At 40.2% G+C, this 24,031-nt stretch carries 22 protein-coding genes; 7 read left to right on the top strand and 15 right to left on the bottom strand.

Features of this window, described 5'->3' with window-relative positions; genetic code table 11:
• Positions 1 to 708 precede the first annotated feature (708 nt).
• The 6 genes from IDJ76_RS20130 (at position 709) to IDJ76_RS20105 (ending at position 6,829) form a co-directional block, all read left to right on the top strand.
• A complete protein-coding gene (locus IDJ76_RS20130; RefSeq protein WP_191166050.1) occupies positions 709 to 1,359 on the top strand; it encodes a hypothetical protein in 651 nt (216 codons plus the stop codon).
• On the top strand, positions 1,352 to 1,549 hold the full coding sequence (locus IDJ76_RS20125) for a hypothetical protein (protein WP_191166091.1): 198 nt from the start codon (positions 1,352 to 1,354) through the stop codon (positions 1,547 to 1,549). Before IDJ76_RS20130 ends, IDJ76_RS20125 begins: the two co-directional genes overlap by 8 nt.
• Positions 1,550 to 1,557: 8 nt before the next feature.
• Positions 1,558 to 1,725, top strand: coding sequence for a hypothetical protein (locus IDJ76_RS20120; protein WP_191166048.1), 168 nt, complete (start codon positions 1,558 to 1,560; stop codon positions 1,723 to 1,725).
• Between the two features lie 5 nt (positions 1,726 to 1,730).
• Positions 1,731 to 2,798 carry a DUF932 domain-containing protein gene (locus tag IDJ76_RS20115; protein WP_191166046.1) on the top strand — a complete coding sequence of 356 codons (1,068 nt, stop codon included), beginning with the start codon at positions 1,731 to 1,733 and terminating at the stop codon, positions 2,796 to 2,798.
• A gap of 585 nt (positions 2,799 to 3,383) precedes the next feature.
• Entirely contained in the window at positions 3,384 to 5,141 is a 1,758-nt protein-coding gene (locus IDJ76_RS20110) for an ATP-dependent nuclease (RefSeq protein ID WP_191166044.1), read from the top strand.
• A 2-nt stretch (positions 5,142 to 5,143) separates the two neighbouring features.
• Positions 5,144 to 6,829 carry a UvrD-helicase domain-containing protein gene (locus IDJ76_RS20105; RefSeq protein ID WP_191166042.1) on the top strand — a complete coding sequence of 562 codons (1,686 nt, stop codon included), beginning with the start codon at positions 5,144 to 5,146 and terminating at the stop codon, positions 6,827 to 6,829.
• A 59-nt stretch (positions 6,830 to 6,888) separates the two neighbouring features.
• On the opposite strand, the gene IDJ76_RS20100 is transcribed toward IDJ76_RS20105, so the two are convergent.
• The 8 genes from IDJ76_RS20100 to IDJ76_RS20065 all read right to left on the bottom strand — a co-directional run bounded on the left by IDJ76_RS20100 (position 6,889) and on the right by IDJ76_RS20065 (position 16,781).
• Entirely contained in the window at positions 6,889 to 8,412 is a 1,524-nt protein-coding gene (locus IDJ76_RS20100) for a hypothetical protein (protein WP_191166040.1), read from the bottom strand.
• The gene (locus tag IDJ76_RS20095; protein WP_191166038.1) at positions 8,405 to 9,454 is read right to left on the bottom strand and encodes a nucleoid-associated protein; all 1,050 of its coding nucleotides are present in this window, start codon (positions 9,452 to 9,454) and stop codon (positions 8,405 to 8,407) included. Before IDJ76_RS20095 ends, IDJ76_RS20100 begins: the two co-directional genes overlap by 8 nt.
• A gap of 148 nt (positions 9,455 to 9,602) precedes the next feature.
• Positions 9,603 to 10,505 (bottom strand): nucleotidyl transferase AbiEii/AbiGii toxin family protein, encoded by a 903-nt coding sequence (locus IDJ76_RS20090; RefSeq protein WP_191166036.1) that lies wholly within the window; start codon positions 10,503 to 10,505, stop codon positions 9,603 to 9,605.
• 94 nt (positions 10,506 to 10,599) lie between these two features.
• Positions 10,600 to 11,220 carry a DUF6088 family protein gene (locus IDJ76_RS20085; protein ID WP_191166034.1) on the bottom strand — a complete coding sequence of 207 codons (621 nt, stop codon included), beginning with the start codon at positions 11,218 to 11,220 and terminating at the stop codon, positions 10,600 to 10,602.
• A gap of 125 nt (positions 11,221 to 11,345) precedes the next feature.
• Entirely contained in the window at positions 11,346 to 12,590 is a 1,245-nt protein-coding gene (locus IDJ76_RS20080; protein WP_191166032.1) for a site-specific integrase, read from the bottom strand.
• A gap of 654 nt (positions 12,591 to 13,244) precedes the next feature.
• Positions 13,245 to 14,786: a PAS domain-containing hybrid sensor histidine kinase/response regulator gene (locus IDJ76_RS20075; protein WP_191166030.1), complete on the bottom strand. Its 1,542-nt coding sequence runs from the start codon at positions 14,784 to 14,786 to the stop codon at positions 13,245 to 13,247.
• 19 nt (positions 14,787 to 14,805) lie between these two features.
• Positions 14,806 to 15,507: a polysaccharide biosynthesis/export family protein gene (locus IDJ76_RS20070; protein ID WP_191166028.1), complete on the bottom strand. Its 702-nt coding sequence runs from the start codon at positions 15,505 to 15,507 to the stop codon at positions 14,806 to 14,808.
• A 107-nt stretch (positions 15,508 to 15,614) separates the two neighbouring features.
• On the bottom strand, positions 15,615 to 16,781 hold the full coding sequence (locus IDJ76_RS20065; protein ID WP_191166025.1) for a DUF1972 domain-containing protein: 1,167 nt from the start codon (positions 16,779 to 16,781) through the stop codon (positions 15,615 to 15,617).
• 264 nt (positions 16,782 to 17,045) lie between these two features.
• Between IDJ76_RS20065 and IDJ76_RS20060 the strand changes: the two genes are divergently transcribed.
• Positions 17,046 to 17,711: an acyltransferase gene (locus IDJ76_RS20060; RefSeq protein WP_191166023.1), complete on the top strand. Its 666-nt coding sequence runs from the start codon at positions 17,046 to 17,048 to the stop codon at positions 17,709 to 17,711.
• 3 nt (positions 17,712 to 17,714) lie between these two features.
• On the opposite strand, the gene IDJ76_RS21180 is transcribed toward IDJ76_RS20060, so the two are convergent.
• From IDJ76_RS21180 to IDJ76_RS20025, 7 genes are all read right to left on the bottom strand, one after another.
• Positions 17,715 to 18,164, bottom strand: a complete 450-nt coding sequence (locus IDJ76_RS21180) for an acyltransferase (RefSeq protein ID WP_317173987.1) — start codon at positions 18,162 to 18,164, stop codon at positions 17,715 to 17,717.
• Between the two features lie 82 nt (positions 18,165 to 18,246).
• Positions 18,247 to 18,960, bottom strand: a complete 714-nt coding sequence (locus IDJ76_RS20050) for an acyltransferase (RefSeq protein WP_191166019.1) — start codon at positions 18,958 to 18,960, stop codon at positions 18,247 to 18,249.
• Positions 18,935 to 20,083 (bottom strand): glycosyltransferase family 4 protein, encoded by a 1,149-nt coding sequence (locus tag IDJ76_RS20045; protein WP_191166017.1) that lies wholly within the window; start codon positions 20,081 to 20,083, stop codon positions 18,935 to 18,937. The genes IDJ76_RS20050 and IDJ76_RS20045 overlap by 26 nt, the downstream gene beginning before the upstream one ends.
• 12 nt (positions 20,084 to 20,095) lie before the next feature.
• Positions 20,096 to 21,391, bottom strand: coding sequence for a glycosyltransferase (locus IDJ76_RS20040; RefSeq protein ID WP_191166016.1), 1,296 nt, complete (start codon positions 21,389 to 21,391; stop codon positions 20,096 to 20,098).
• Positions 21,391 to 22,152, bottom strand: coding sequence for a glycosyltransferase family 2 protein (locus IDJ76_RS20035; protein WP_191166014.1), 762 nt, complete (start codon positions 22,150 to 22,152; stop codon positions 21,391 to 21,393). Before IDJ76_RS20035 ends, IDJ76_RS20040 begins: the two co-directional genes overlap by 1 nt.
• Before the next feature lies 1 nt (position 22,153).
• A complete protein-coding gene (locus tag IDJ76_RS20030) occupies positions 22,154 to 23,401 on the bottom strand; it encodes a hypothetical protein (RefSeq protein WP_191166012.1) in 1,248 nt (415 codons plus the stop codon).
• Between the two features lie 5 nt (positions 23,402 to 23,406).
• On the bottom strand, positions 23,407 to 23,940 hold the full coding sequence (locus IDJ76_RS20025; RefSeq protein WP_191166010.1) for an acyltransferase: 534 nt from the start codon (positions 23,938 to 23,940) through the stop codon (positions 23,407 to 23,409).
• Positions 23,941 to 24,031: the final 91 nt, after the last annotated feature.

Below are 24,031 nucleotides of genomic sequence, written 5' to 3'. Positions count from 1 at the left end.
GCATTGGTAGTCCAGCAAAAGAGATGGTCGATGTGTTACTACTTTTCAGCCATTGCCCGGATGAGTTGCTTGCTACAAGTTTACTGGGCATGATGCTTCTATAATGTTAATGCTAACTTGCTTAGCGCAAATTAACGCGCTTCCATCATAATTCTCAAAAGCATAACTCAACCAATCATTTGCTGACAACGTTCCTTGGCCTGACTCTTCGCATTTACCTTTCCTATAAAGAAGGTTATGATTAACAATTGCATTTAATGGATGACGATGGAAGTCACTACGTCCGCTCCTGCCTTTTTGCATTGCTCCAAAAGCATTCGCTTGTAGACTAACCGGCACCCATATCCAATTAAGCGCATCTTTCCCGACTTCGCTTGTTTACCCGCGCTGCTGGGAAAAGCTTCGCTTGCGCTCTCTCCGCACTTAATTTCCTGCTAAAATATCAGATGCTTTCCAGGTGCTATTTTCCAAAGAAACGGACAAAAGAGGCGTCAAGATCGGTCAGCATGTTCGTACGAACGCATAATGTCCTTCGCTACGCTGCGGCCACCCTTCGGGACTTATAGTTCTCCCGCCCATGCTTACGACCGCCTTTTTGACTTTCTTTTTTACCGTTTTTTCTTTTGAAAAATAGCTTTTTAGGGAAAGTCTTCGGGAAAAGAGGGAAACGAAAAAACAAATTTTTAACCCTTTTAAATCATTTAAAAAATGAAAACAGCAGAAAAAAATGCAAACGGTGTACAAGGTGCAACAGCAAAAAACAATGAAGCAACTAACAAAATCGTAAACCGCCCAAGCTTAACGGGCAAAGAAGCCAAAGAAGATGGAAAAGCTACAGATCAAACACCTGCCCAAACTGCGCAAGTTGAGGCAAACAACAATGGCGAGGTTAAAACCAGTAGCCCCGCTACAGTGGATAACCAACCCGCTAACATTGCACCCTATACCACAGGACAAGAATTAGACGGCGAAGCAAAGGCCGAGCTGGTAAAGGTGGAAGAGTCGAAAGCAGAAACCTCCAAAGTGGAAGAAGCAAAAGCCGAGCCTAAAAAGTTTGCTTTGAACTTAGAGCAGACTTTAAAATCGGTTGAGGGGTTGCACCGCCTAAGCATTCAGCGCATTACTCTTTTATCCCGCATTAAGTTACTGGAAGATTTTGAGGTGAAACTGATTGAAGAAAACGACGAATTAGAAAGTAACCCATATCAGGGGTGCAAACTGATAATCAAAGATGATAAAGGCCAGGAGTTTGTAACCAACACGCCAAACCTTATCCGCATGGTATCGCAGTTCATTTTTGATGCCTGCCATGAAAAACTGGCCGACATTGAAGCCAACATCATTTTTCCTAATGCTTAGTAAACCACATGCTCCCGGTGGCAAGCCGGGGGCATTTTTAAATTTCACCTCAAAAGATAACCCGATGTACGAGCAATTTATAGAGTTAACCAACCAGATATTTTGGGATGGTTACGCAGAAGCTTTAGCGCAGGAAAATCCCGCAAGGTTTCAAATGGAATTAAACGATTTTATAAATACCTATCAGTAAATAAGGCAATGGAAGATAAAATCTTTTTACTGGTAAAAGTTACCATCAAGACCACGCATAGCAACATAAACGATGCTATACAGGAACTGCAAACCGAAACGGTTTTACAGGTTAGCAGTACCCCGAACGTGGAGGTATTACAAACAAAAATAATTGAACTGATCACAAAAAAATAAACATCATGGCACATCAAATAAATTTCAATCAGAAAACAGGTAAAAACAGCTTTATGAGCGTAAAGGAAAAAGCCTGGCACGGCTTAGGACAGGTAATAGACCGCTACCCCACCAGTAGCGAAGCGATACAGCACGCAGGTTTAGACTACATTGTTGAAAAACGCCCTTTGTTTACCTATGATACCGAAAACCATTTAGGCGATCCCGGTAACGATATAATGATCCCTGAAATAGAAGTGCCTAACTTCTTTGCGACCGTTCGGGCAGATACAGAACAGGTTTTGGGCGTGGTGGGCAACGATTACGAAGTTGTGCAAAACAGGGATGCTTTTTCTTTTTTCGATGCTATCGTAGGCGGTGGCGATGGTATTTTATACGAAACTGCGGGAGCGTTGGGGAATGGTGAGCGGGTATTTATTACGGCAAAATTGCCTGATTATATACGGGTAGGCGCTAAGGACTGGATAGAGCAGTATTTGTTTTTAACGACTACACACGATGGTTTAGGAAGCATTACCGCAGCTTTTACGCCTATCAGGATAGTTTGCAATAACACACTCAACGCAGCTATGAATAATCATTCAGGCGCGATTAAAATCCGTCATACGGCATCTGCCAGTGAACGGCTTAAACAGGCGCATACGTTAATGGGTATCAGCAATTTATTAGCGGGAGAAATGGAGGGGCTATTTAATCAATGGGTGCAGGTACGTATCACCGACAGCGAGGTTAAAAAACTGATACAGATTGCAATGGCACCGAATAAAGAGGTGTTAGAGAATTTAGCCGAAGGTAAAACAGAACTACTATCAACCCACTACACCAATATAGTAGATAATGTGTATGAGTACGCTTTGGGAAGTCAGACCCAGCAAATGGATACAACCGCAGGAACGGTATTTGGCGCATATAATGCCGTTACGGGTTATTTTCAGAATGTGCGCAGTTTCAAAAGCGATGAAGCCAAGTTTAAGTCCATTATGGACGGTACAGCCAAACAAAGGGCTCAAACCGCCTTTAATCTTTGCCGGGATTTTGCAACGCAGGGAAGCGAAGCATTAATTTATAACTAATTGCTAATAAGGGGGAGCAATCCCCCCTTATTTCTAAAACTCCCCGGCGGCGGGCTATCGCCCGCCCGAAAAACGCCCCCTGTTTTCTTATGGTTTGATGATCTGTGGTGAAAACAGGGGGCGCTACTTTAGTATGATTTGGTTAAATATCGACAAAGTTAAGTACGACCGTCAGCAGACATTTATATTTCACTTCTAACATTAATAGCCTGTTGGCTATTTTAAGGCTACTTCCTTTATTCTGAAACTTAAAGAAATAAATCCTAAATCCGTTTGGTCAGAGTTGGAGATCACAAATTGTGATCTCCAACTTTAATACTCCTCAGTATATCTTATCAAAAAATGGATTTTCGCTAATCCTAAGAAAAAGAGACTATTATTTTTCAAAAGTATGTTAGAAGGAGTGCATTCCATTATGATCCAAAATTGCCCGGCGGGCGATAGCCCACCCATAGAACACCCTCTGTTTTCTTATAGTTTGAAGTTATTCGGTGGAACAAGGGGCAGTTTTATTAGAGAAAATGAATTGTTATAATTCATAGCTTTACATTATCCTAAAAAGCTTACACTTTTACAATTTGCGGAATGAATATAAGAAAGATTACCATTTTAAATTTCAGGAACTTTGAGAATATCACGATAGACTTTTCGGAAGGATTTCAAACCATAATCGGGGAAAACAATATTGGCAAGAGTAACCTCTATTGGGCCATCCGGCTGGTTTTAGATAAGGAACTTTCCTACAATTCACGCAAATTAGAATTAAAGGATTTTCATGGGTTTAAAAATCGCTTGGATGCCGACGATTATATTTTAATCAGCATTGAACTCTACAGCAAGAAACTATCCGAATTCCCGACTTTTCATTCATGCAAAACCGGCGAACATACCGCACAAATAACTTATATCTATGCACACAAATATAAATTTTTGGCAGGATCTACGGTTCCCGACCATATAAACCTACATGATTTCCAATGGCGCTTATTCGCAGGTTGTGATGCAATAGCTTTAGACGATATTATTGAGCAAGCTTCGCCTATAAATTTCCGGGACTTGGAAGGGATAAATCTCTATTATATCAATGCTTTTAGAAATATAAATTCAGATTTGCATGGTAGTACCAAATCATTATTGAGCCGCTACTGTCAATCGCGAACTGATGCGGAAACAGAATTAGAAAGCGTTAAAAATATCCTGACAGAATCGTCAACAGAACTTAACCAACTTCCTTTTATACCCGATTTAGCAGATAATATTCAAAAGAAAGGTGTCGCTATCGCTGGTAGATACTTTTCCTTTCCAATTTCAATCAGTTTTTTATCAAATTTCGATGTTGATGCCTGGAGCCAGTTAAATCTCTTTTTTAACCCGAGCGCCGATAGTAATATTCCGATTCAAACACTTGGGCTTGGCCAAAAAAATATACTCTACTTAAGCTTGTTCATTGCAGAGTTAGAAAATTCCAGCCAGGACCATGAGATCAATATTCTTTTAATTGAAGAACCAGAAGCGCATTTACATCCCCAATTGCAGAAAATATTATTTGCGAATCTTAACGATCTTAAAACTACCCAGGTCTTTATGACCTCTCATTCGACCCATATTGCAAGTGATTGTAACTATAAAAACTTAAACATTTTATTTAGAAATGCCCACGGGCAGGTGAAGTCTTTTGCTCCTTTTAAAAGTGGTTTATTATCAGATAGAGAAAATTTGCTTTTAAAACGATATCTCGATGCTACCAGAAGTGAGATGTTTTTTGCATCTGCTATAATATTTGTAGAAGGTGTTGGTGAGCAATATATTTTACCGGCTATCGCAAAAGAAATATATGGGATAAATTTAACAGAACATAATGTTTCGGTTATACCAATACATTGCAGGTATTTCGACCCTTACCTTAAATTGGTTCAAAATGATAATTTGGAAATACCAGCGGTCGTTATTATCGACGGTGATTGTGATGAATGGGAAGAGGATGATTCTACAACCACGTCCATCGCCAATGCCCAGGCATTGCAAGTTACCGATAGGGTGTTAGTTTGTCCTGGCACTAAAACTTTAGAAATCGACCTCTTTCCTAATCCCACAACAAATTCCAGCTACCTGAAAGACTGTTTTACGAATTTAGGGCATGTTAAATCATATAATAATTTGTTAGCTTCGGTTGTCAATGATGAAAGCCTTTGGGCAGAAGAACTTATTAAGCGGATTGACAACACGGTTATGAAAGGACGGTTTGCACAAGAACTAAGCCTTTTAGTCGATGAATGGTTCGAAATTCCCCAATATCTATCTGACGCAATAAACCATATAAAAAAAGCGAAAAAGATCAGGTAAATATGTTAAATTCCATTCAACACGATGTTGTTTTTAATTCGCCTGGAAATACGATTGTTAGCGCCTCACCCGGAAGCGGGAAAACAAGAACACTCGTCGCAAGGGCGCAATATAAGCTTGATAGTTTGCCCCATCGAAAATGTATTGGCCTGATAACCTACACCAACGCGGGCGCGGATGAAATAGCGGCGCGATTGATTACTCAACAGCAAAGCGATGTTTTTATTGGTACAATCCATCGGTTTTGCCTGGAGTTCATTTTAAAGCCGTTCGGTTGGATTTATAAATATAGTAAGCCTAAAGTTATTTCTTACGATGAACTAATGGAGTTTATCGAATTAAATCATGACCTTGATTTGGGTAACAGTCCGTTAGATGAATTAAATAAGATCAAAAAAACATTGGACGGCGAACTCGACCAAAGTGTCAGCCTTTATAATAACCTGTCGTTATCTTACGTTGCGGAAATATTTTACGCCTTTTTGAAAGAAAAAAGAGCCATTGATTTTAATGAGATCTTGTTTAGGTCATACAAAGTCGTAAGTGAGAACGATTTTGTCGTTAATTCTTTGGCCAATAAATTCTATGAGATTGCAGTAGACGAATTTCAGGATACAAACATTTTTCAATATGAGATATTGAAGACGATTAATACAAGGCAAATATGTACCTTCTTTTTGGTTGGCGATGAAAAGCAAAAGATATACAGATTTGCAGGTGCAATTGATAACGCATTTATTAAGGCTTCGCAGGATTTTGAAACTGAAGTTCGTGTTTTAAAACATACTTACCGTTCAACAAATAACATTGTTAACGCTTATTCTGCTTTATTTCCTAATCATCCGGTATTATCCAATGAATCCAAATACAATAAAGAAAATTTCCCGCTTATTATTAAGCAGACTACTAACGATAACCATAGCCAAACGATATTATCCTGTGTTGACCAATTCGTTAAAAATAAGTGTGAACTTTCGGAAATAGCGATATTGTCAACCAGTTGGATAGACGCTATAAATGTTAGCCGGGCATTAAGGCATAAGTATAGAGTAGTTGGATTGGGAGCGTTGCCGCACCGCTCTAATAACACATCGACTTTCGCCTTACTTAGAGGAATTAGCAGGTTTAACTATTCAACCTCAATGCGAAATTTGCGGATTGTAAAACGGAATATTGATTTACATCTGCTTGAAAACAACCTTGTATTAAACGAACGCGAATTTACACAGGCAACGAATACCATCATATCTAAAATTTTAGCGTTGGATAAATCTGTTGATTTAATTTGTGGAATTACATCACTAAAAGAAATATTCGATGATGTGTTTAGAATTAATCACTGCGCATTTGAAGAGATAATTGGCTTAATTGACGTAGCTGAAAGTTCCTTATGGACTTTAGATAAATATTTAGAAACAGTATCAGGTGTAGCAGGTATTACAAGTAACACTATACACCAGGCAAAAGGTTTGGAATTTGATTTGGTTATCCTAAATAATGTTAACGAAGGACGAATACCTTATCAAGCGTGGAACGCCGCTGAACGGCGCAGGGAGCCCTTGGAGCCAGAAAATGAAGCAGATGGAAGAACTTTGTTTTATGTTGGTGTGAGCAGGGCAAAAGCCGCCTTGGTTATATTACACAATTGGGCACCATCATTGTTTTTACAGAGTGTTCGTGGTAAATAGATAAAGAACAGCTAAATTTTGAATGATCAGCTATAACAGTGATGATTCAGCAAAAATCATTACGGTTTTTTCGCAGTCGGTGTTGAAGAGTAATGGGTAAGCCAGTCTCTAATTTCGTGAAGTAAAGCGGGATTATAGATAAAGTACAGCAGCCAGGTAGTAAAAAAGAAAATGCCCAAAAATACAAACCACATAATTGTGTAGTATTTGGCTTTATCATCTACAAATTGAAGATCACTTGTAAATTCGTGGTCGTTATTTAAAATCCGGTTAATATCCTGTTCATCCAACAAATCGGTATAACGCAATTTTACATCGACATAATTATTTTCAAAGCGTAGTTTTTGTGCATTGACTTCCCACTTCAACACAAAATAGTAAACGATGGAGCATAGGATAAAAGCAGTTGAGAGGGTAGCAGCATCTATGGTAAATACTTCTATAAGTTTATCCTTACTAAGTACTTTCAAAATGATGGCCGAAATGTAAAATGTCATTAGCGCGAATGCGCTTTTTTGAAAGCCGGAGGCAAATGTTTCTATAATTTTATTAGCCCGATCATGAAACCCCAAAAGCTGGTCGGAAATTTTATTGCGAATCTCTATGTATTGCTTGATATTTTGCTTTTCATATACCTTATAGCTCGACTGAATAGAAGTGAACGGCTCACCTTTTAAACTAAGATTGTTTAATTGTTCCAGATGTAGCGATATGATATTCCTTGCAAGTCCGGTTTTATCTGTGAAATTTCCGGAATCATATACCCAATTATAAATTTTATAATACTGATGATCGGGTTCCGTTTCCAATAATTTTAAATCAACTGTGCCATTAATTGATTTGTAACCATTCAACCGATATTCCAATGTATCGCCGTGCAAACTGGTAATGTCAAAAAGATAAGCAATTGACAAAATTGTTGCTAATCGATTCATGAAATCCGCTAATTCCGGAAGGTCTTGGCTTTCGACGGCAAAGTCCTCAGCGTTGAGCACGAATTTTGACAGATAATTAAAGTGGCACGATGACTTCGCCTTATTAATCTTCGATTGACGATCTGCAACTTCAGGCGTTCCAGTGAACCCTTTGTCAACGAACCATATAGAATTACTTTTTAATGTATTTTCAGTGCTTTGAAATTCAAAAATTAGAAAACCTGCTTTTTGAATATAGCTACTAAATTCCTGGTAAACTGCCTGAATGGTCAGGCTATTGAGGTATAAGATGAAATCCTGATAATTATATATCGAAATAACACCGTCAACTATATTTTTACTGATTCTCAGTGTGAATGATACAGCCTCGTCATCAAGTATCGAAAACTTACTTTCTAATTCGCTTGTAAACTCTGAACTATCGCCGCCGCTATAAAAATCAACTGGTTCCCCGTCATCTACAATAACTGATAAGAGAAGGGTATCTCTCGCATTTAAAAACGCGGTTGCGGGCACGATTGCGTCAATATTAAGGTTTTTAACTTCTGCCAGTTCGAGAACAATTCGCAGTTCATCAAACCGCTCAATTATAAAGGCGTTGGTATGTTTAAATAAACTTAATAAACGCGGTAACGTGGCCTCATTCATTGTTCATGATTTCCGTATCGTTAAAATATTCAAATCCGTCTTCAGATTTGATCATTACCCACTTATTGCCGTTATCTTCCTGATAGCGTTGTATGGTGCCTTTCAAATCTTTGATCCCGTCTTTCAAGTTAAGATCAATTTGAGGCGTTAAAGATATGGAGTTTTTAAAGCGTTTGCTAATTTTATTAGCAGCGATATTGAATTTACTATCAAAATCTGTTTTACCAAACTGCTTACGGGTTTTTTCCGCCCACTCCCGGACGTCAACTTTCGGATCAAAAGGGACGTGACTGGTAATTATTTCTTCAACAAAGTTTTCCAGGGCAAATTCTGGTTTGATTCTAAAGTAACGTACCGTGGCGTTCCATAACTCTATATAATCGCGCTTACTTATCTTTTTTATAGGTGTCAGGATCTTAGTTTCAATAATATTGAAGACTTTTTCAGTATTATATTCATCGGTATGAACTTGTTGCAACTCCAGAAAATCCCGATACCAATATACCGTGAAAACAGAGTTGGTATCATAAACAGCAACTTTTGTAATATCGCCTGTTTCATTAATATCGGCTACAAATGCTTTGTATATTTTCTTTTTGATCGGAAAGCCCTGCCTTTTAGTGTAGCTTAAAACATCCAGGAATTCATTATAGTCGGCTTTTGAAATGATCACCTTCTGTGTGTTGTTTTCAAATTTCACCAAAGAGATCACTGCGATGCCTTTTAATAGATCAACATCCAAATTATTCCTGTTATCAGAATCTACTTCTTTTCGATGTAAGCGGTTGGCAATGTCCAGTGCATGAACAGAGTAACTGTAATAATCATTATCGTTTACAGCTATTATATCATCAATCAGCCGCCTAGTTTCTGTGGTTTCACTTTGGAACACAAAACCTTTTTTATCAGGATCTGCAATGATTTTATCTAATAATTCAACGATATAGCTTCGCAGATCATTATTACCATCCGGCATAGCTAATTGTTCAGCAGCCGGTGCCTGAATATCAATTTTGAAAAGTGCGTTAAAAATTATTTCCATTGTTGTGAAAAGGTTGTATTAAATGCTTTAGAAGCGGGATAATCGGTTTATTTAAAAACTAATATACAGATATATCGCTATAGTGGACGAATAATTAATATTAGTCAAATTATGTCTAATTATTTAGAAGTTCGGTAGTTTATAACACCTAAGTATAAATGGCCTTGATCTTGTTTAGTAAACTTTTTAAACGCGTGATAATTTCAGCGAAATCTTTACTGCGTTCATCATAAATCATTTCCGCACGCATTTTAACGTAATCCTGTTCAAAAGCTTTTAAAAGACCGTCAGGCGGTATAAAACTCAACGTGGCTGGCTGGTGTGTATCATAGTCGACACCTGCTTTAAAGATAAGATGCCTTCGGTGTTCTACAATAGCATCATAATAACCACGATCCGCTATAGCTGCTTCTGCATGTTCCGTATCCATCATACGTTCCAGGTCGTAAAGGTGCCTCGACATACGTTCATAAACAATTTTATCTAAGGGGCGCAGGAACTCTTCGTGAAGCAAAAAAGTCTTTTCCAAAAAGGTCCGCTTGGGTTCAACCGTAGCCACAGGAAAAGGTTCATCCGACCAGGGGAACCCCGGCATGTATTGGCCTAACAAAGACATTATCTGGCGTTCTACGGCGGGTTCGTTCAATGAACGGGCACTAACCTCTACTTTTACGCGGTCATCAATATAAGGCACGGGATCAAGCAGGGAACGGTAGGTTATCCGCAAAGTTTGCGGGTCGGTATCAGGGATAATAGGGTTCACTTCATCTGCGGTAACTGCTACCACACCGTTGAGTACACCTAAATCTGCTAGTTCTTTTTCCAGTGCTGCTTTTAAAGCGGTTGATGTAAAGTCACAGGCTACGCGCTTTAATTTCTTAACTGCGTTTTTGCTCAAGTCTTCCTCAAATCCTAAAAAGCTTCTTTCAATAGCCAGGTCGATATCTTCCGAGAAGCGGTCGATCAGATTCCAGCCTTTGCTAAGCGAGGTTCCACCTTTAAATGATAAATGAGGCGCGAACTCGCTTTGGAAAAGGGCTTTTAAGACCAATGTTACTCACCAGTCTTTTTCTATTACTTTGGTGGAAACGCCTGCCTTTGTAGCCGCCTGTTGAATAGAGATCAGGCGGTCTTCGTCTGATAAACTAAGCCATTCGATCATCTGAAGGATATTTTAAGAGTTTTATAATAAAATTATTGATCCTTGCAGGTGCAAGTTTGAGGTCATTATTCAGGTTGTCCGGTGTTTCCTGGTGGAGCAGTTCTTTGATACGGCCTTCCATCTCCAGGCTTACCTGGCTGGTAGCCATTTCTTCCAGTCCCTGAATTAATAAACTACTAATCGGACCTTTCATGCCGAATTTCTTGGGGCTAACGGGTTTAAACTTAACGCCGCCTTTACCGATCTTGATCTGCCTGGCCTGTCCATCTGTAATATAAACCAGCCGCGCGGGGACTTGGGTAGACAATCCCAGTTTATTCAGTGCGTATGCGCCTGCGGGTTTGATGCGCATATGCTCATTTGCCGCCACAGCTTCCGCTACTTCTTCCATAGAGGGCTGTAATTTGCCAAAAGTAGGGTGTATCTTGGGCAGTAAATAAATGCCATGGGCAAGCCTTTCGAGTTTACCTTCTTTGGTTAACCTCGATAATGCCTGTCGAACCGCGTCGTCTGTCCCTATGCCCCGAAAGTCCGTAGGGAATATAATAGTGCCTGGCTTCAAAGCATTAATCTGGTCTGTTATTTCTTGATGAATAGAATTCATGTCACAAAATTATATAAAAATGTGACAAATAAAATGTGTTTTAAAAGTTTATAAATCAAAACTCTCAGTGTTGCTGAGAGTTTTGTTAGCACTTGATCTCACAATTTGTGATATCAAGATGAGTACTAAGACATTTTTAATAATCCTTTTTCTCCGAAGATTTTACTTTCCAAAGCCATCATGTTGTTGCTGATTTTACGCTTAGTAATCTTCGCATATATTTGGGTTGATCTCATATCTCTATGACCTAACAGCTTTGCGACGGTTTCTATTGGCACATCGTTCTCAAGAAGAACAGTTGTTGCAAACGTGTGTCTTGCGGTATGAGTGGTTAATTCCTTTTTAATTCCACAAATTGTAGCTACCTCCTTTATGTAGGCATTGTAACGAACATTGCTATTGACGGGGAGCAATTTATTTTCACTTAAACAATAGGGATGATTTTTGTACTTTTCTATTATCGCCAGGGCAATAGGTAATAAAGGTACTGTTTCTTCAACGCCAGTTTTCTGCCGATCTTTCGTAATCCACAGTTTGCCATCCAGGCCCTTAAAGATATTTGCCGGTTCAAGATTATATACCGTTTCATATGCATAACCCGTGAAACAACAAAAAACATACACATCACGCACTTCTGCTAAACGCTCTACTGAAATTTCTTTTTTATACATTCCAACTAATTCGTGCATTTCAAGCGTCTCCCTATCAGGATCTTTGTAGGTGCATTTAAACCCCGATATCGTATTGTGTTTTATCCAGCCTTCATTAATAGCGCGCTCAATAATCTGCTTTAACGTCTTTACATACTTCATGGCTGTATTATCACCGATGTTTTCCATCGTCATAAAATGGAAGAAGTTTACCGCAAAAGCCATTTCTATATCTTCTAAAGCTATGTCGGCCAACTTGTATTTCTTCCTAAGGAAATCTTGTACCTTATCTTTTAAGCGCTCATAACGAATCAATGTGCCATTACTCGCTTTGTTTTTATTTACTCGTTCTGCAAATTCTCCATTGTGAAGCTTGAAAGCTTGCATTAAAGTTTTTTGCAGAGTTTGCTTAGGCATATAGGCCTCCTTAACCATTGATGCAGCTACTCGTTTATGAACTGCTGCAAGCTGGTTATAATGTTTTTCTAACTCCACTCTTGTCTTGGCGATATAGCTATTAATGAGTTTGCACTCCGGGCAGCTCATGCCAGCGATAGCTGTTTTTTCATCCCAGGCATCGGGATGAATTTTTTTGCCGGATGAAAAATTGTCTCGTGTACCCTTAACGGTAATACGAACATAAATAGGAACTAATCCTTCTTTGGTTGCCTTTTCTCTTTTAAGCCAAAATAAAATAGACAGATCTTCATTTACTTTCATGTGTTTTTAGTTTTAATGTGAAACCATGTTCTTTAAACTGAAAATCAAACTGATACAAGTGTACAATCCAATTCGGTACTCCTAAATTCGGTAAAAGGTATAGGGTACCGAATAGAGTACCGATTACATGGAATTAAATTGAACTAACTTGTACTAAAATTTTTGAGAAAAGCGGAGGATAGTAATTGAGAAAAGTCGGTTTAGGGTTCAAAAACCGCCTTTTAACAAAAAAGAGCCTCTTTTTCAAGAGACTCTTACTTCAAAAAACCGACAGTGGACTCTGGTACTATGTCCATTTAGTGATCCCGCTGGGATCGTGACCCTTAACCCCAACATGATTGTTTATAATTTAAAATTTACCTACATTTGAATAGTCAATAGGGCGTGTTACCTATGTAACTACCTTAAACAACGACAACTAAAGCAAATCATTGAAAATTAATGATTTAAGGAAATAGGTTCGAGCCCAGGTGGGCGCACTTTAAATTCGCAAAGCGCCCTCCAGTTGCACTGGAGGGCGCTTTTGTTTTAATGTTTTCACCCGTCCGCACAATCTCTTTCCGTCTTTTCGTACTAAAAATCAATCATTTAAGAAAATAGGTTCAAGCTTGGATGGGCTCACTTCCCCCGGTACCGATAAAAGGTTTACTAAGCTTAACCAGCGGTGCCAGCGTCGTTATTCTTTTTAAAATTTGCGGCAAGCTGCTTGTATAGTTCTTCGGGTTTGAATGGCTTGCGGATACAGCTATTCATACCTGCATCCAATATTTTTGTCATCATATTCAACTCTGCCGATGCGGTTAATGCTATAATCGGCAGCACAGCGTACTTGCCATCTAATGCCCTTATTGCCCGTGTGGCCTCGTAGCCATCCATAACTGGCATTTGCAAGTCCATTAAGATAAGGTCATAATCATTTTTTTTTACTTTATCTAACGCTACTTCACCGTTTTGGGCTAAATCGTATTGCACCTGCCATTTACGCAAAAAATGTTCTGCCAGGTAAACGTTTACATCGTTATCTTCTACAAGTAACACACGCATATCTGCTAATGTATCACTCATATCGTCAAATTCCTTTTCCTTACCGTGCAACCTGACTGTTGGGTTTTTAAGCCTAAGATCGAGATCAAAAAAGAAAGAACTCCCTACACCCGGTTCACTATGCACTTTAATATCTGCCGACATTAATTTTAAGAGCCGGCTGGTGATTGCCAAACCAAGGCCCGTACCATTGTATGGCCGCTTATTATCAGAACTCGCCTGCACAAATGTTTCAAAGATCATTTGTTGTTTTTCACCGGGGATACCAATGCCGGTATCTTTTACTTCAAAGTGAACCCTTGCATGCTCTGCATAGTTAGCAATTTGGCTTACATCTAACGTTATCTGGCCAACCGAAGTAAACTTAACGGCGTTACTTATCAGATTATTCAATATTTGCGACAACCTTACCGGGTCGGTAATAACTTGCGCCGGCAGCGTATCATCAATATTAAGCTTTAAGCATAAGCCTTTGCTATTTGCGCTTTTTAAATGGCCTTCTACGATAGTAGATAAAAGTTTGTGCAGGTGAATATCCTCTTCCTTCAAAACTATCCGGCCCATATCAAGCTGGTTAAAATGAAGGATATCTTCTATAAGGGTGAGCAGGTGCAGCGCAGAAAACTTTAACATGCCAAGATGTTCCAACTGGTCTATCCGCGGGTTTTCTGATAACAGATTGGCAAACCCCATGATAGCGTTCATTGGTGTGAGTAATTCATGGCTCATTACCGAAAGAAATTCAGATTTAGCTGCATCAGCATGCCGTGCCTGTTCTATAGCGATAACCTGGCTGGTAAAATCATAATAGCCACCAGCCATTCTTTTGCGTCTATGCACAGTAAGCCCCTGTAGCACCTTGCCCATAAACATAACGTGCCTAACAGAGCCATTTTTATGCAAAAGCCTTGCGCGCTGCACAAAAGGCATGTCCCTATCGCTTTGCATATAATTCACATACGCACGAAAAACAACCCGGATATCCGCAGGGTGCACAACCTTTAACCAGTTAGTAACCGTATCTTCAAAGTCGCTATTTGCATAGCCCAAAATAAATTTCAATCCGGGCGCTTCATAGCCGAAACGGCCGGCTATTAATTCCCAGCACCCAGCTTTAAACTTATCAGAATCTGTTAAGAGCTGATCTAACATAGCTTTAGTTCAGGCATCATCAATTTTTGGTAAGTGTAAAAATCAATAATGCGGTATTTATTAAAAGTAATGCCGGCTGTACGATTGTCGAAAAATTTTGAAGTTTGTCGTTTCTTATAGCCCGCTTATTTTGGCCTATGTACACAATATCCTGGTTGCGCAAGATCATTGCCGGGTTAGACATCGAGGACATGTCGCTTAAGTCTATTTCATATTCCTGCGGGTTAAGCACGCCACCACGTATTATCTTTACCCGTTTTTCATTCGCTTTATCTGTTATCCCGCCGGCTCGGCCAATCATTTCTACCAGAGTTGTACGGTCTTTCAGCAAGGGATAGTTACCAGGGGAGCGTACTTCGCCTAATATAGTTACCGTCAAATTAACCAGTTTAACTTCAATGATAGGGTCTTTGATCACCGTTTTACGGTACAGTGCTTCAATTTTATCGGTTGCTTCCAATTTTGTTAAGCCAGCCACCGCAACCCTGCCTAATACAGGCAAGGTGACATTTCCGTCATCCTCTACCGTATAATTCTGCCCCTGCAAATCCGTTGACGATGATGGGCCAGCAGCTCCGTTTCCGATGTCGCTTACAATTAGTTTTAGGTTTTGAAGGTTACGTACCTGCAAAATATCCTGGCTTTGAATTTTATAAGCCTGTAAATTACCCTCGGTATTGTCAGATGCTGCTGTGTTAATCACCTTCCTTTCAAATAGCACTTGATTGGGTTTATAAGAGCAAGAACATAATACGCTCACAATCAAGCCATATAAAAAAAAAGATGTACTTAAATTTATCTGTTTTGTTTTTATCATTTAGTTAGTAATTAGGAGTTTTTCAACTGGAATGATATCTCTTTTTGATTTGGAATTGCAACATATTGTTTAGCTTTTCTGGCTTGGCTAACTATTGCTTCGAAATGATTGGCATAGGCATTCACAATATTTTCACGACTGTAAACGTCCTTTATTTTTTGACGGTTATTGGCCATCATTGTTGCGTATTGGCCGGTGCTTTTTTTTGCGGTTTGCAAATGACCGCTAACATCAGCAGGTGTTGAAAAATATAAGGCATCATCGCCTAATACATCACAATTGAACTTATTTTTATGCGAACAAATGAGGCTGTTAGAAGCCATCGATTCTAATAAAGAAGGGTTGGTACCGCCAACGGTGTGCCCGTGAAAGTACAAATTAGCATGATACCTTAAATTGTTGAGCTTGTCCATATCATAGATACCGTTATAAAACCGGATTTGCTTACAATGTCCGAATTTACTTTTCAGATACTTCGCATACTTGGTTTTAGCACACCCTATCACTAAAAATGGGCGATCTAAATTTGCTTTAGCCACGCCCTCTAAAATTACCTCCAGGCTATTTTCAGGCTCCATCCGGGCAATTAACATATCGTAGTTAAAGGGGCGCAGTTTGTACTCATCCAGTACCGATGTATCATTGTCGTCAAATAACTCTGCACCATAAGGTATGTAAGTGGCTTCCCTTCCATATTTATCTTTCAGATAGGTTTGAATCTGAAGCGAGTCGGCTATCAGGTGGTCACTTTTTACAGCGGCAAGTTTTTCTGCAAGTTTTAAAAAACGTTGTACAGGTTTGGAGTATTTGGATCGGGTCCATTCCAGGCCATCCATATTTGTTGTGACTACAGCATTACGCGGCAAAAGCCAGTTCCATACCGAACTACTGGTATAACCTAATTGCAATATCACGTCAAAATCTTTTCGCTTCAGGTCCAGTATACAGTTCAGGTCATATATAAATTGCCCTGCAGTACCAATCTTATTCTCCGGATCGTAGCAATGGCATATCTTTACAGACCGCCATTCACTATTCTGATAGGGATGATTGTGGGAATTGTAGACCACTACATCATATCCCTTTTTCACCAATCCCTCTGCCAGGTATTCTGCGCATTGTTCAAAACCACCATAATGGTTTGGTATTCCCCTTGTTCCGATGATAGCTATTCGCATATATAAATATTTTAGTAGATTTCTTTTTCATTGATCGTAATAGCTTATTTTTAAAGCTATCAACTGGCTTTATCAATGTAAAAATGGCGAATAGTATGCTGCAATTAATATTTTCAGCCGTTTTGGATGGAGTGAACAAACGTTATTATTGAGAACAAAAAGAATATTAAAAGGACAGTAGACCTCCTGCGTTTTAAAGCGTTTATTGGTATATTTTAGAATTGCTTTGGCTTATTGTTACTATAACGATTAATTAAATTTTACATGAGTAAAATCCTAAAATTTCTTAGCAGGTTAACATTTAAAACAATATACTTCAACTTTAAATACTTCCCTTTTAAAACAGCCGTTAAGCTCCCTGTTTTAATTGGCAGGAATGTTTTTTTGCATAAAATTAAGGGGCGGGTGATTATAACCGGCCCTGTAAAAACAGCGATGGTGCAGATAGGATACGGGCAGGTAGGTATCTCAGATTTTAAAAGATCACGCGCTGTTTGGGAAGTGAGTGGTGATGTGATTTTCAACGGCCGTGCCTTTATCATGCACGGGTGCAAATTAATAGTGAGTAAAGGCGCACAATTAAATATTGGCGAAAACTTTAATATGAGCACCGAGTGCGCATTGGTAACAGAACAAAAAATAGTTATTGGTAAAAATACCAGTATGTCCTGGGAATCGCTGGTGATGGATACAGACTTTCATCATATTTTTGACGAAGGCGGCAATAAGATCAATTATCCTGCTGATATATTTATAGGCGACAATGTGTGGATAGGCTGCAAGTGCACGGTACTAAAAGGGGCGGTGATCCCTAACGGCTGTATTGTGGCGGCAAGTTCATTAGTGACAAAAAAGCTTACCGGAGAAAAAAATATTTTTGGTGGCAATCCCATCAAAATATTAAAAAGCAATATCACCTGGAAACTCTAACTGTTAAATTATGGGTAGGATCCCGTTGCCCAGGTCATAGTTGAGATCTTTACTGCGCAAGGCAACTTGTTTAGCCGGCACACCACCCACTACGGTATATGGCAGCACATCCCTGACTACCACAGCACCGGCAGCCACAACGGCCCCTTTGCCAATTGTTACACCCGGTAAAATAATAGCCCGCGAGCAGATCCAGGCATAGTCTTCGATAATTACCTGCTCACCTACCGATTCAAATGATGCACTGTTATAATCATGGTGCAGTGTCCAAATCATCACCTCGTTACTTAGGTTAACATTATTCCCTATTGTTAACTTCATACGGGCATCAAGCAATGCCCCATGCCCTATAACTGTACTGTTACCAATGCTTAATTTCCAGGGGCTCCGCACCTCGAAGTTACGGTAAAGCCCTACCTTTTTTCCAATCCGGGCCCTTAATATCCTTAACATCAATATCCGCAAGGTGTGAAACGGCAATAGGCTTATAAACGCGCATACCATATAAATACAGGACCCTTTTATGAGATCGAAATTATGCTTCATAAACTTGCTGCTGTAACCTTTGTTTAATAACACGGCCGGGTATGCCGGCAACAACAGAATTGGCAGGAACGGATTTGGTAAGCACTGTACCTGCTGCAATTATACTACCCTCACCAATAGTAACTCCCGCTAAAATGGTTGCGTTGGCGCCAATCCAGCAATTATTTTTGATACTTACCTTATTACGTGATACACCCTGATCTTTAATGATCACATTCATATCAGCATAATTGTGATTCTCTGAAAACACTTTAACGCCGGGCCCGATAATCACATCATTGCCAATATCTATCCCGCCCTGCCCACCCAGGTATGCGTTGCAATTGATACCTGTATTATGGCCTATGGTAATACCTTTACCTTTTTGTGATACGATGCCGGTACAAATCAGGGTACAGTCACGGGCGATGGAAACGTTGTCTTTTACGACTATGCCATCAAATGAAAGTGCGTTTATATAAGTATTATCATCAATAATAAAGTTTTTGCCGGCTGTTAACAGGTAGGCATGTTTAATAGTTACTTTTTTACCGATAAACAAAAGCCCGGCGGTATTTCTAAAAAAAAACCTTTTCCAGACGCCGCGTATCAATTGCCAGCCGCGGCCGGCCGTAATGGTGAACAAATCGCGTAAAGTGTAAGTGCTTTCCCACTTATAATTTGGCTGCCCCTTTAACTTACCTATAACTTTTGCTATGATCATATCCGTGGCTTATAAGATTTAATATATCATCTGCAGACTTTTTCCAGGAGTATTTTTCTGACTGGGCAATTCCTTCATCTGCTTTTTTTAGATAAAATGAATGGTCGTTAAGCAATACCCGTATTTTACGGGCAATATCTTCTGCATCATCCGGGTTAGCGTATAAGGCGGCATCACCGCAAACTTCCGGCATAGCGGTACGGTCAGATACTACAACAGGTACCCCACAACGCATAGCCTCTAAGGGTGGTAACCCAAAACCTTCTGCATAAGATGGGAAACAAAATACTGTTGCGTTAGCATAAACGGTATACAGGTCTTCCTCCGGCACGTGGCCTGTAAATATCACCCTACCGCCAAGTTGCTCGGCAGCAATCATCTCTTCTAATTTTAAATTTAAGGCAGTGCGTTCGCCTACAACTACCAGCTTTACATCGCTGTCAATTAACATTCCAAGCGCTTTGATCAAATTATCCAGGTTCTTCCGTATATTGATCCTACCTACAAAAAGCAGATACCTGTCAGGCAAATTGTACTTCTCCTTCACGGTTTGAACAATCGCTGCCTGGCAATTGCACAATGGCTTGAATTTCTCATCGATACCGTGATGTACCACAGAGATCTTTGCAGACCGGGCCACGTAATTTTGCACCATCCGCTTTTTTTCCGTTTCAGATATAGTGATCACCAAATTGGCCTTTATCGCATATCTCCTGATGAAATTAAAATACTTTAGCTCGTTTTTAGTAAAGTATTCGGGGTAATCTAAAAAAAGCACATCGTGTATATAAACTACCTTAAAAAGCTTGTCGGACCACGGCCCCAAAAAATTCTGCAACATTACTGCATCCAACTTGTGCGCGTTTGCAAAATAGGGTACCACAAACATGTTAGCGATCATATTAGGCACATTGGGTAAAAAAATAAGTTCTATCCCTTGCGGAAAATGACTTTTTGCCAGGTTTTTATGCTTGCTGCACAGAAAAAGGCATAATTCAAATTCATCGTGCCTGGTTACCATCTGGTCTACCAGGTTTTTAACAACCATATGCCCGCTGGGGGGGCCGTCAAAATACCATTTTGCATCAATACCCAGCCTGATCTTTTTTTGATTGCTTTCCATGTCACTTATCATTTAAGTTAAAATATATCCGGCACCAACTTCTTGTTTGTTGTAAATCTGAATTGCTTCTGCATAAAATGTGTTAAGCATTGCCAGCCGCTTTTCGCGGTGATGCGCAAGGGCGCAAACCAATGCAGCAGCAGCCATTTTTTTTAGCATTTCGGTATCAGCCAAAAGGCGTGTTATGGCGGCTGCCATATTAACCATCATTACTTTGTTTTCAGCAACGGTTATCCGCACCCCGCACCTGTTACACACGCTATCTGCCATACCAAAGTGGTCTATAGTCAGGGTGGGCACCCCAAAGCTCAAAGCTTCAAAAACCACGTTCGGGTTATCCTCTGCAATACTGGTTATGATATGCAAATGCGCGCCTTTCATGATGTTTAGCGCACTATCCCGGTCTAAATGGCCGTGCCACTTAATATGTGTATCCAATTTAAGTTCTCTGGCAAGTTTTTTCCAGGCGGGGGTTAACGGGCCGCTGCCCAATACATTCAGGCACCAGTTGCCTGCCTTTACTTTGGCCAGTGCATGCAAGCACAGTTGCAAATTCTTACGGTCGATGTGCGACCCCGACCAAACCAATTGCACCTCTGGAGATATATTTTCAAATTTATCCGCAAGGTTATAGGCGTGTTCTTTAAGCCATGTTTCGGGCATGTGGTAACTTTTCCTGTTAAATTTCTGTTCGATGATACGCTGCCCGGTACGTGTTGCCGCTACAAGCACCCCTGCCTTTTCAAAAGCAGACCTTATGCGGGATGAATGATTTAATTGCATATAATTTATCCCTGTTTTTACCGTGGCCTTTAAACGGGTAATAAAAGGTTTGCCCTCCAATAACCGGTTATCGATAGTGATCATCCCCCCAATCGGGCCCCAAACCATAGGTTTATCCAGCTGCCATAAAAAACCGGGCTCACGAAAACCTATGGGCCCTAACTGGTGCACAACATCAATAGGCACTTCGCTTAAAATTTCCCTGGCGGCTGTCAATGCCTTTTTTTGCCACAGATAATAAGCAGGGTAAAAGAACCATCCGGCTCCTGCTTTATTTAAAAGGTTAATACAGTTGGCCAGCCTGCCACCTTGTACTTTTATAAAATTGATAGAAGGGTCCGGGTTTTGTTTAATGTATTTATCTAACGTAAGCGTATCGCCCATGTGGTCGTCTGATATACCATAAAGCACCCACAGGTCATGCTGTGTAGCCAGGTTGGTTATAGTACTCCATGCTGCACCAAACTCTGATCCTTTAACGGGCGAAAGTGCGTAGGCAGATATTAGGATTTTCTTTCTTTCCATCAGGCAACCACTTTAAAGGGTGATTTGTAAAAGAAACGCCAACGGATGATGTCCGCATATTTAACAGCCCTGGAGAGCCAGTAACTGTATCCGTTCAAGTGGTTTTTGATCACTTTAATCTCTTCCTGGTGCATCCTGGTGATATCGCTGCTGGCACCGCCGGTGCGCATATAGGTAACCAGCTCATCAATATACTGGATCTTGAACCCACTGTTCCTTATCCTCATCAGCATATCATAATCCATAGCTATACTCAGACTGGTATCGTAATCGCCCACTGATGCGTATACTTCCCGGCGGATAAAGCAGGTAGGGTGCATAATATACATGCCGTAATTTAACCAGTTTACCTTGCTGGGTTTAACACGCCGGTAATCATTCTCGCCAACGAGCATAATGTTACCGCAACATACATCCGTGGTGTCGTTTACGGCTTTCATCATTGATTCAACCGCATTCGAAACATACCAGTCATCAGCATTGATAATAGCTACCCAATCGCCGGTTGCGACTGCCACGCCCTTGTTAAAAGCATCGGCAATACCTGTATCCGGTTCACTTTTGAAATAACTGTTTGCCGGTAGATATTTCTTGATAACATCCAGCGTACCATCTGTAGACCCACCGTCAATTACAATATATTCGATGTTTTGATACGTTTGGTTAATAACGCTCCTGATGGTTTCCTCAATAGTGTGCACTGCGTTATAAACCACCGTGATAACGCTTACCTTTACCGCTAATTTTGCCTGGCTAACCATATCAATGACTAATTGCTTGTTGCTGCTGTTCCCATTTAAAAGTCAGCGATTGAAAATTGAGATAACTATAACCCAAAGTGATCATGATAACACTCATCTCTACATTAAAGAAAGCGTTAACTATATAATTGGTAAGCAGCAGGCTAATGATGCAGCCCAATGTTAAGGCGGCAAATAAACGGATAGCCGGCCGGCCTTTTATTTCGGCATATTTGCGCCAGTTGACAACTATCAGGCTAAAAAAAACCAGGGCATAGGTTAATAACCCCGCTATACCTACCTTAACCAAAATATATAGCCAGCCATTGTGAAGCACGGGTATGTACTGAAAGTCGGTATCCTCGCCCAGGCGCACAAAGGTTTTCAGATCGATCAGTTTACCTAACTCACCAAAAATATGGCTAACCGTACCGCCTTCATTATAGCTTTTAAGCGCCATTAAAGATTCGTAACCACGGTACCTCAAGTTAATGTCCTGCTCATTATTGTATTGCCCCAGGCTTATTTCTGAGAACGAGCCCAATAGCTTACTCACAAAGGTGCCGTCAGTATTAGTGGTTAATGCATCAAAGGGAATAAAGGTTAACCCGATAATCGACACGAGTAACACCGGTGCTATCCATAACTTTTTCACCTTATCGGCTACTAACAATATCAAAAAGCATAAGGTGATGATGAGGTAAGTACGCGACGCGAACATGTAAACCCCCATAACATTTATGGCAACCAGTATATTAAACCAGGTGCGGTTAAACAGTTTGATGTTGAATTTTTGCGATAGCAGCAGGCACGCCAGGGCAACGGGTGGGCCGGGGGTGCCAATAATACCTTGCGCATAATGTGCGGCATAAGGGTCTGTAAAGGCACTAAAACCAATGTAGGATATAGAAATACCGGTAACTACAAAAGAACCGATAACACCTGCAAATACCAGGGTTTTCAAAAACATTTCAACAGATAGGCGGCAAGCCAGCACAACCCCGCAGGTGATAAAAATAAGCGGGACGGTGAAATAATAAATATCCTTAAAAATAAGATATGAATTATTGCCGAACCCCGCCATCAAGCCAAATACCAGCGGTACTAACAGCAACAAAAATAAGCGCGCTGCCTTTATAGCCACAAAGTGGTGTTTCAAAGGCATTAAAATAATTATTGCGGTAATGACTAACACAAAGGCCTGCATGTGAAAAAATGCTGCCTGGATAAGCAAGAGCAATAAAAAAGCACATGTTTTTTGCTGTATCATCTTGGTTAGGCTAATACGGTTGAATAGTAGTTCTCCTTTATAAAACTTGCCGGGTTACCTCCCCATATTTGTTCATCGGGTATATCATTAAACACAACAGATCCGGCTGCTACAATTGAATTGCGGCCGATGGTAACCCCCTTTAATATGGTGCTATGGCCGCCAATAAAGGCACCGTCCATTATTACTACAGGTTTAGCCCTTACCCCATCAAGCCTTTCGGGATAGCTGTTGCGATAGGCCGCATCAAGCGAATGAAAATCGGTATCGTAGATCACCGTATTAATGCCTATTTTGACGTTGTTGCCTATAGTGATTTTTTGCTTACAGAAAAGCGTTACTGAAGTGATGCCTACGTTTTCTCCAATGGTCATTTCGGCCCCCGCCCCTACTGTAAAATAACATTGCTGCGGCCTGCCCGCCATAACAAAATATTTGCCGCTATTGAACCTGAACTTTTTACCTATTGAAAACTTACCATTAAGGCTAACATCCAGTATGGGTACGCCATAGCCCACAAAGTCTGCATGAAACTGCACATTATTAAGGTGAAACTTAAAGCAGGTAATAAGCCAGGAGTAAATCCTTGCAGTTTGAAAAAAAACCACCCTGAGCGCCCGGTAAAACTTT

Source organism: Mucilaginibacter glaciei (genome assembly GCF_014773245.1).
Taxonomy (GTDB): Bacteria; Bacteroidota; Bacteroidia; order Sphingobacteriales; family Sphingobacteriaceae; genus Mucilaginibacter; species Mucilaginibacter glaciei.
Note: the sequence above shows the minus strand (reverse complement) of the source record. Positions and strands in the feature narration are given on the sequence as shown.

Coding starts and splice junctions, on each gene's coding strand:
- IDJ76_RS20130 (WP_191166050.1), top strand. CDS start 709: ATGAAAACAGCAGAAAAAAATGCAAACGGTGTACAAGGTGCAACAGCA.
- IDJ76_RS20125 (WP_191166091.1), top strand. CDS start 1,352: ATGCTTAGTAAACCACATGCTCCCGGTGGCAAGCCGGGGGCATTTTTA.
- IDJ76_RS20120 (WP_191166048.1), top strand. CDS start 1,558: ATGGAAGATAAAATCTTTTTACTGGTAAAAGTTACCATCAAGACCACG.
- IDJ76_RS20115 (WP_191166046.1), top strand. CDS start 1,731: ATGGCACATCAAATAAATTTCAATCAGAAAACAGGTAAAAACAGCTTT.
- IDJ76_RS20110 (WP_191166044.1), top strand. CDS start 3,384: ATGAATATAAGAAAGATTACCATTTTAAATTTCAGGAACTTTGAGAAT.
- IDJ76_RS20105 (WP_191166042.1), top strand. CDS start 5,144: ATGTTAAATTCCATTCAACACGATGTTGTTTTTAATTCGCCTGGAAAT.
- IDJ76_RS20100 (WP_191166040.1), bottom strand. CDS start 8,412: ATGAATGAGGCCACGTTACCGCGTTTATTAAGTTTATTTAAACATACC.
- IDJ76_RS20095 (WP_191166038.1), bottom strand. CDS start 9,454: ATGGAAATAATTTTTAACGCACTTTTCAAAATTGATATTCAGGCACCG.
- IDJ76_RS20085 (WP_191166034.1), bottom strand. CDS start 11,220: ATGAATTCTATTCATCAAGAAATAACAGACCAGATTAATGCTTTGAAG.
- IDJ76_RS20080 (WP_191166032.1), bottom strand. CDS start 12,590: ATGAAAGTAAATGAAGATCTGTCTATTTTATTTTGGCTTAAAAGAGAA.
- IDJ76_RS20075 (WP_191166030.1), bottom strand. CDS start 14,786: ATGTTAGATCAGCTCTTAACAGATTCTGATAAGTTTAAAGCTGGGTGC.
- IDJ76_RS20065 (WP_191166025.1), bottom strand. CDS start 16,781: ATGCGAATAGCTATCATCGGAACAAGGGGAATACCAAACCATTATGGT.
- IDJ76_RS20060 (WP_191166023.1), top strand. CDS start 17,046: ATGAGTAAAATCCTAAAATTTCTTAGCAGGTTAACATTTAAAACAATA.
- IDJ76_RS21180 (WP_317173987.1), bottom strand. CDS start 18,164: ATGTTAAGGATATTAAGGGCCCGGATTGGAAAAAAGGTAGGGCTTTAC.
- IDJ76_RS20050 (WP_191166019.1), bottom strand. CDS start 18,960: ATGATCATAGCAAAAGTTATAGGTAAGTTAAAGGGGCAGCCAAATTAT.
- IDJ76_RS20045 (WP_191166017.1), bottom strand. CDS start 20,083: ATGGAAAGCAATCAAAAAAAGATCAGGCTGGGTATTGATGCAAAATGG.
- IDJ76_RS20040 (WP_191166016.1), bottom strand. CDS start 21,391: ATGGAAAGAAAGAAAATCCTAATATCTGCCTACGCACTTTCGCCCGTT.
- IDJ76_RS20035 (WP_191166014.1), bottom strand. CDS start 22,152: ATGGTTAGCCAGGCAAAATTAGCGGTAAAGGTAAGCGTTATCACGGTG.
- IDJ76_RS20030 (WP_191166012.1), bottom strand. CDS start 23,401: ATGATACAGCAAAAAACATGTGCTTTTTTATTGCTCTTGCTTATCCAG.